The following is a 5,973-nucleotide window of genomic DNA, read 5'->3' as shown; positions in this document are numbered from 1 at the left end:
GTAACAGGTGACGTACTGGTGGAAGAAGAGATAAAGAATATAACAAATTATATGGCCGATGTGATTAGTAGAATGCTAACACGTACCATGACAGCAGAAGACAAGGTCCTGCTTTTAGGTCATGAACCGAATTGGAAAGAAGAAATTGATGTCATTATGTTTTCTGGTGGAATCAGTGAGTGCCTCTATCAATATGAGTCTAAAGATTTTGAACAAGCTCCTTACCACGACATAGGAATGATGCTTGCGGACTCTTTAAGAGATAGTCAGAGTTTGAAGAGATGGTCATGGATTCAGCCTGATGAAACCGTTCGYGCAACCGTTCTTGGTGCTGGTACACAAACGACTGAAATCAGTGGAGCCACGATTCAAGTAGAAACGAAAGATTTACCTGTACGCAATGTACCTGTTTATCAAATTTCGTTTAAGGATGGGTTTCAAAAAAGTGTTCATCACTTAAAGGATGCTGTAAAAGATGCAATTGAGATACATGACCCGCAGCAGGAGGGACAAAATTTTGCCTTGTACTTATCTGGGCTTCCGTACGTAGGATTTCGAGATATTCAACAATTAGCAAAAGGTCTGCTAGAAGCGGTGAAACAAAAAAACAAAAGAGATCAGCCGCTCATTATTGTTCTTGAGAGCGATCATGCCAAGGTATTGGGCCAAACGCTTGTTGCTCAAGATTCGTCGCAAAGCATTATTTGTATTGATCAAATTAAGGTGGAACATGGTGATTACTTAGATATTGGTCAGCTGCTACAAACAAGCGTAGTACCGGTAGTAGTCAAAACCCTTACGTTCCACTCATAAGAAAGGGGGCTTCACTGGTGAAGTTACACACACATTATTTAGGTGCTGTTTATCAATTTTCTGATTTAAAAGATCTGTTCGCTAAGGCAAATGAAGAAAAGTCTGGTGACCGGCTGGCAGGTTTAGCTGCAGAAACCGTTCAAGAAAGAATTGCTGCAAAAGAGGTGCTTAGCGAATTAACACTTGCTGATATTCGCGAAAATCCAATGATTTCACCTGAAGAAGACGAAGTATCTCAAATTATTGAGAGTCAAGTAAATGAACCTATCTATCAAGCAATGAAAAATTGGTCCATAGCAGAGCTTAGAGAGTATATCTTAAGTGATGAAACAACGGGTGAGGATTTAAAGAGGATTAGTCGAGGGTTAAATAGTGAAATTATTGCTGCAGTAGCAAAATTAATGTCAAACCTCGATTTAGTTCACGCCGCAAATAAGGTTGAAATTTTAACAAAATGCAACATTACTATTGGCCAAAAAGGAGTCTTAGCTTCTAGACTGCAGCCTAATCACCCTACAGACAATGTAGAAGGAATGATTGCTTCTTTAAAAGAAGGGCTGTCTTACGGAATTGGAGACGCGGTTATTGGTATTAATCCTGTAGATGACTCAGTTGAAAGTGTAAAAAGGCTGCTGCACGCTACAAAAAGTTTTATGAATGATTGGGAGATTCCCTCTCAAAACTGTGTCTTGGCTCATGTTACGACTCAGATGAAAGCCATTGAACAAGGAGCACCAGCGGATATGATTTTCCAAAGTATTGCTGGAACAGAAGCCGCTAACCGTTCATTTGGAATCAGCGCTGCCTTACTAGAAGAGGCAAATCAATTAGCAAAAAGTCACGGAACAGGAACAGGGCCTCAACGCTTATATTTTGAAACAGGACAAGGTTCTGAGCTATCAGCTGAAGCGCATTTTGGAATGGATCAGCTAACGTTAGAGTCGCGTAACTATGGGTTTGCACGTCATTATGACCCTTACATTGTAAATACCGTGGTCGGTTTTATTGGACCTGAGTACTTATATAACAACAAACAAGTTATTCGCGCAGGCTTAGAAGATCATTTTATGGCAAAGATGCATGGAATTCCGATGGGTGTAGATATTTGTTACACCAATCATATCAAAGCAGATCAAAATGATATTGAAGATCTGGGTGTATTGCTAACAGCTGCAGGTGTTAATTTTATTATCGCAACACCAATGGGTGATGATTGTATGCTTAACTACCAATCAATGAGCTACCACGATGTAGCGACTTTAAGGCAAACGATGGGGAAACAGCCTTCTCCTTTATTTGCAGAATGGCTTGAGAAAATGGGGATTTTTGAACAAGGGAAATTAAGTAAATACGCAGGAGATCCAAGTATTTTTACAAGGTAGGTGATAAAGAGGATGAATCCTGAATTGATTGAAAAAATTACACGATCCATTGTTGAAAAGCTAGAAAAACAGTCTAGTTTCGAACAAAATTCTCCTACTGACGAACGTCAAAGCAGCGTAGCTTTTTGGGCTCACACAGCCAATGCCAATACGAAGGTAACTAATGGGCCTCTAACTGAAGTGGTAGAAGAAGAGTCGGCAAAGGAATTAATTAAATTTCCGAATATTCAAGAAGATAATTCGGCATCTCTGTGTGAAAGTAAAATGCCTATTCAGCAGGAAGAGAACATTGAACCAAAGCAGCGGGTGCCGGGTATTAAAAACCCAGTAAATCAAGAAGAATTAGATACATTGATTCAAAAAACACCTGCCCGAATAGGGATTGGCAGAGCAGGTTTACGTCCGCGAACAGAAACATGGCTGAAATTCCGCTATGACCATGCAGCAGCCGTTGACGCTGTGTATGGCAATGTGAACGACGACCTTTTAAAACGGCTGAACTTATTTAAAGTAAATACTCAGGTAACGGATAAAGAAGTATACATTCGCCGGCCGGATTATGGACGAAAGCTATCAGACGAAGCAAAAAAGTGCATTCAAGAGAGATGTACCAAATCACCAACTGTTCAAATTATTGTTTCTGATGGTTTAAGCTCCAAGGCCATTGAAGAAAATGTCGAAGATGTTTACCTATCTCTTCAACAGTCCTTAAAAAGCGCTGGTTTAGATGTCGGCGTTCCGTTTTACATAGAAAAAGGTCGAGTTGCTGTAATGGACGACATTGGTGAACTWCTGACACCAAAAGTGGTGGTACTTTTGATTGGAGAACGCCCGGGACTTATAAGCGCAGAATCTTTAAGTGCCTATTTATGCTATGAACCGAAAAAAGGAATGATTGAAGCTGAGAGAATGGTGGTTTCCAATATTCATAAAGGCGGTATTCCTCCAGTTGAAGCGGGTGCTTATCTCGGTACATTGGTTCAAAAAATTTTAAAATATGAAGCTAGCGGAGTATCGCTTGTTCAAAAAGAACAATAGAGGTGAATAAGAGTGGCTTTAACACGTATCCATGCTGACATTTTAGCTGTTCGTGTGATTCCAAATGTGGATGACGCCTTAGTTCAACAGTTTAACTTGCAGCCTTACCATAGAAGTTTAGCCATGTTTACATCAAGTATTGATGACGTAGGCTATACAGCTTTAGATGAAGCCACTAAAAGAGCAGACGTTGAGGTAGCTTATGCCCGTTCCTTTTATGCTGGCGCTGCCCATGCGTCAGGTCCGCTATCAGGTGAAATGATTGGGGTATTAGCAGGTCCAAGTCCAGATGAAGTTAAAGCTGGTATTGAGGCTGTTTTACAAGTGACAAAATCAGATGCCTATTTTGAAGCGTTAGATGAAGAGAAAAATCACGCGCTGTATGCACATGTGGTGGCAAGAACAGGTTCTTATCTTTCTAAAGAAGCAGGAATCGATATTGGCGAACCGCTAGCTTATTTAATTGCCCCTCCACTAGAGGCTATGTATGGACTTGATGTAGCGCTTAAAGCAGCTGATGTAGAACTTGTGAAATTTTTTGCCCCTCCTTCTGAAACGAATTTTGGCGGTGGGTTTTTAACAGGATCTCAATCAGCCTGTCAAGCAGCTGCTGATGCGTTTCGCCAGGCTATTTTAGACATTGCAAGAAATCCAGTTCATTATTAAAAAGCTTATAGACAGTAGAAAGGAGTTGTTGGATATGCAGTTTGATCAAGATCTTCAATCTTTGCAAGAGATGCGAGATGCAGTGGAAAAGGCAAAAGCCGCACAGCAGGTATACTTGAATTTTTCACAAGAACAAGTAGATCGCATTGTTGAACAAGTTGCCGAAGCAGCCTATTCTAAAGCATTGGAATTAGCGAAAATGGCAGTGGAAGAAACGCGAATGGGTGTTGTAGAACATAAGAAAATCAAAAATGAGGTAGGATCTAGAGCTGTTTATGAATCAATTAAAAATGAAAAAACAKTAGGTATTGTTCACGAAGATAGAGCGAACAAAGTGATAGAAGTCGCCTCTCCTTTTGGAGTTGTTGCTGGAATTATTCCTACAACTAACCCAACTTCAACGGCTATCTTCAAGACATTAATTAGTTTAAAAACTAGAAATGCTCTAGTGGTCAGCCCTCATCCTCGGGCAATGAACTGTACAGTAGAAGCACTTAAAATTTGTTCCCGTGCAGCAGTTGAAGCAGGAGCTCCAGAAGGGATTATTGGTTGGATTTCTAATCCTTCTATGGCAGCAACCAATGAATTAATGAAGCATAAAGATGTGAACTTAATTCTAGCAACAGGTGGAAGTGGTCTCGTTCGAGCAGCGTATAGTTCTGGGAAACCAGCTTACGGTGTAGGTCCAGGAAATGTACCTGTATATATTGAAAAGACTGCGAAGGTTGACCAAGCAGTAAAAATGATTGTCGATAGCAAAACGTTCGACAACGGCACGATCTGTGCAACCGAGCAAGCAATTGTTGTCGATCTTAATATTCAACAAATGGCTATTAGAGAATTAAAGAATAATGGAGCCTACTTTTTAAATTCAGAAGAGAAAGCCAAGATGGAAAAAGTGATTTCACCGATTCCAAAGAAGCTTAATCCAAATATTGTTGGTCAAAGTGCTGTGAAAATTGCTGAAATGGCAGGTATTACAGTACCTTCTGATACACGCATCTTAGTTGCTGAAGAAACAAAGGTGGCCAAGGATGTACCATTTTCGATTGAAAAGCTAGCACCTATCTTCCCATTGTATACAGCTAAGAACGACGAACAAGCAAGGGAATTATGTTTAAGCTTATTAAACCTTGGAGGAAGAGGTCATAGCTTATCACTTCATACAAACGATGATGCTGTAGCTAAAACGTTTGCTCTTGAAATGCCCGTCTCAAGACTTATGGTTAACACACTCTCGTCAGTTGGAGCTGTGGGTGGTACCACTGGACTTAAGCCTTCCTTTACATTAGGATGCGGTTCGTTCGGAGGTAACATTACATCAGACAATGTGACCGCTCGACATTTATTAAATATTAAGCGAATGGCTTATGGTACAAAAGAGGTGACAATTCCGAAACCATCCGTATCTTTTATCTCTGCTTCGTCAGATACAAAAGATCATCAAGACGTACAGGAAATTGTCAACGAAGTTATGAATCATTTAAAACCACAGGGACCAATTGATTCGGCAGCAATTGCTGAAATGGTTAATCAAGCACTTCAAAAATATCAAACAAACTAATTAGGAGGAATTAAAAATGGCAAGAGAACTAACAGCATTAGGAATGATTGAAACAAAAGGATTAGTAGCATCAGTAGAGGCAGCAGACGCAATGGTAAAAGCAGCAAACGTACATTTAGTTGGTAAAGTTCACGTAGGTGGAGGAATTGTAACGGTTTTAGTACGCGGTGACGTAGGCGCGGTAAAAGCAGCGACAGATTCTGGTGCAGCAGCTGCACAGCGCGTTGGAGAACTTATTTCCGTTCACGTTATCCCACGCCCACACAATGAATTAGAAAGTATTTTACCAAAAATTGATAGTGAACTATAAGCTTAAAAAGTTAGGAGCATAGCGCATGAATAAGCAGGCCATTCAATCGATTGTAGCAGAGGTTGTTCAGCAGCTAAGTCAAACAACCAAGCAAAGCAATACAGTCCCAATGGCTGTATCTGCTAGACACTGTCACTTAAGTATAGAAGATGTAGAAGCTCTTTTTGGAGCAGGGTATGAGCTAACAAAAAAATCAGACC

Annotated in this window: 7 protein-coding genes; all 7 read left to right on the top strand. The window is 40.4% G+C overall.

What is annotated here, in order from left to right:
* A partial coding sequence (locus tag AC1DRF_RS14725) for an ethanolamine ammonia-lyase reactivating factor EutA (RefSeq protein ID WP_477741015.1) occupies positions 1–813 on the top strand: 813 nt, incomplete at its 5' end.
* Between the two features lie 17 nt (positions 814–830).
* Complete coding sequence (locus AC1DRF_RS14720; RefSeq protein ID WP_075421840.1) at positions 831–2,195, top strand: ethanolamine ammonia-lyase subunit EutB; 1,365 nt, start codon at positions 831–833, stop codon at positions 2,193–2,195.
* 12 nt (positions 2,196–2,207) lie between these two features.
* A complete protein-coding gene (gene eutC / locus AC1DRF_RS14715; protein ID WP_477741014.1) occupies positions 2,208–3,233 on the top strand; it encodes an ethanolamine ammonia-lyase subunit EutC in 1,026 nt (341 codons plus the stop codon).
* Between the two features lie 12 nt (positions 3,234–3,245).
* Complete coding sequence (gene eutL / locus AC1DRF_RS14710) at positions 3,246–3,899, top strand: ethanolamine utilization microcompartment protein EutL (RefSeq protein WP_043978254.1); 654 nt, start codon at positions 3,246–3,248, stop codon at positions 3,897–3,899.
* Between the two features lie 34 nt (positions 3,900–3,933).
* Positions 3,934–5,463: an aldehyde dehydrogenase family protein gene (locus AC1DRF_RS14705; RefSeq protein ID WP_477741013.1), complete on the top strand. Its 1,530-nt coding sequence runs from the start codon at positions 3,934–3,936 to the stop codon at positions 5,461–5,463.
* Between the two features lie 16 nt (positions 5,464–5,479).
* Positions 5,480–5,773: an ethanolamine utilization microcompartment protein EutM gene (gene eutM / locus AC1DRF_RS14700; protein ID WP_013058365.1), complete on the top strand. Its 294-nt coding sequence runs from the start codon at positions 5,480–5,482 to the stop codon at positions 5,771–5,773.
* Between the two features lie 25 nt (positions 5,774–5,798).
* A partial coding sequence (locus tag AC1DRF_RS14695; RefSeq protein WP_477741016.1) for a PduL/EutD family phosphate acyltransferase occupies positions 5,799–5,973 on the top strand: 175 nt, incomplete at its 3' end.

The sequence above is a fragment of the Priestia sp. P5_B4 genome (genome assembly GCF_056400385.1).
This window is presented reverse-complemented; position numbering and strand designations above follow the sequence as displayed.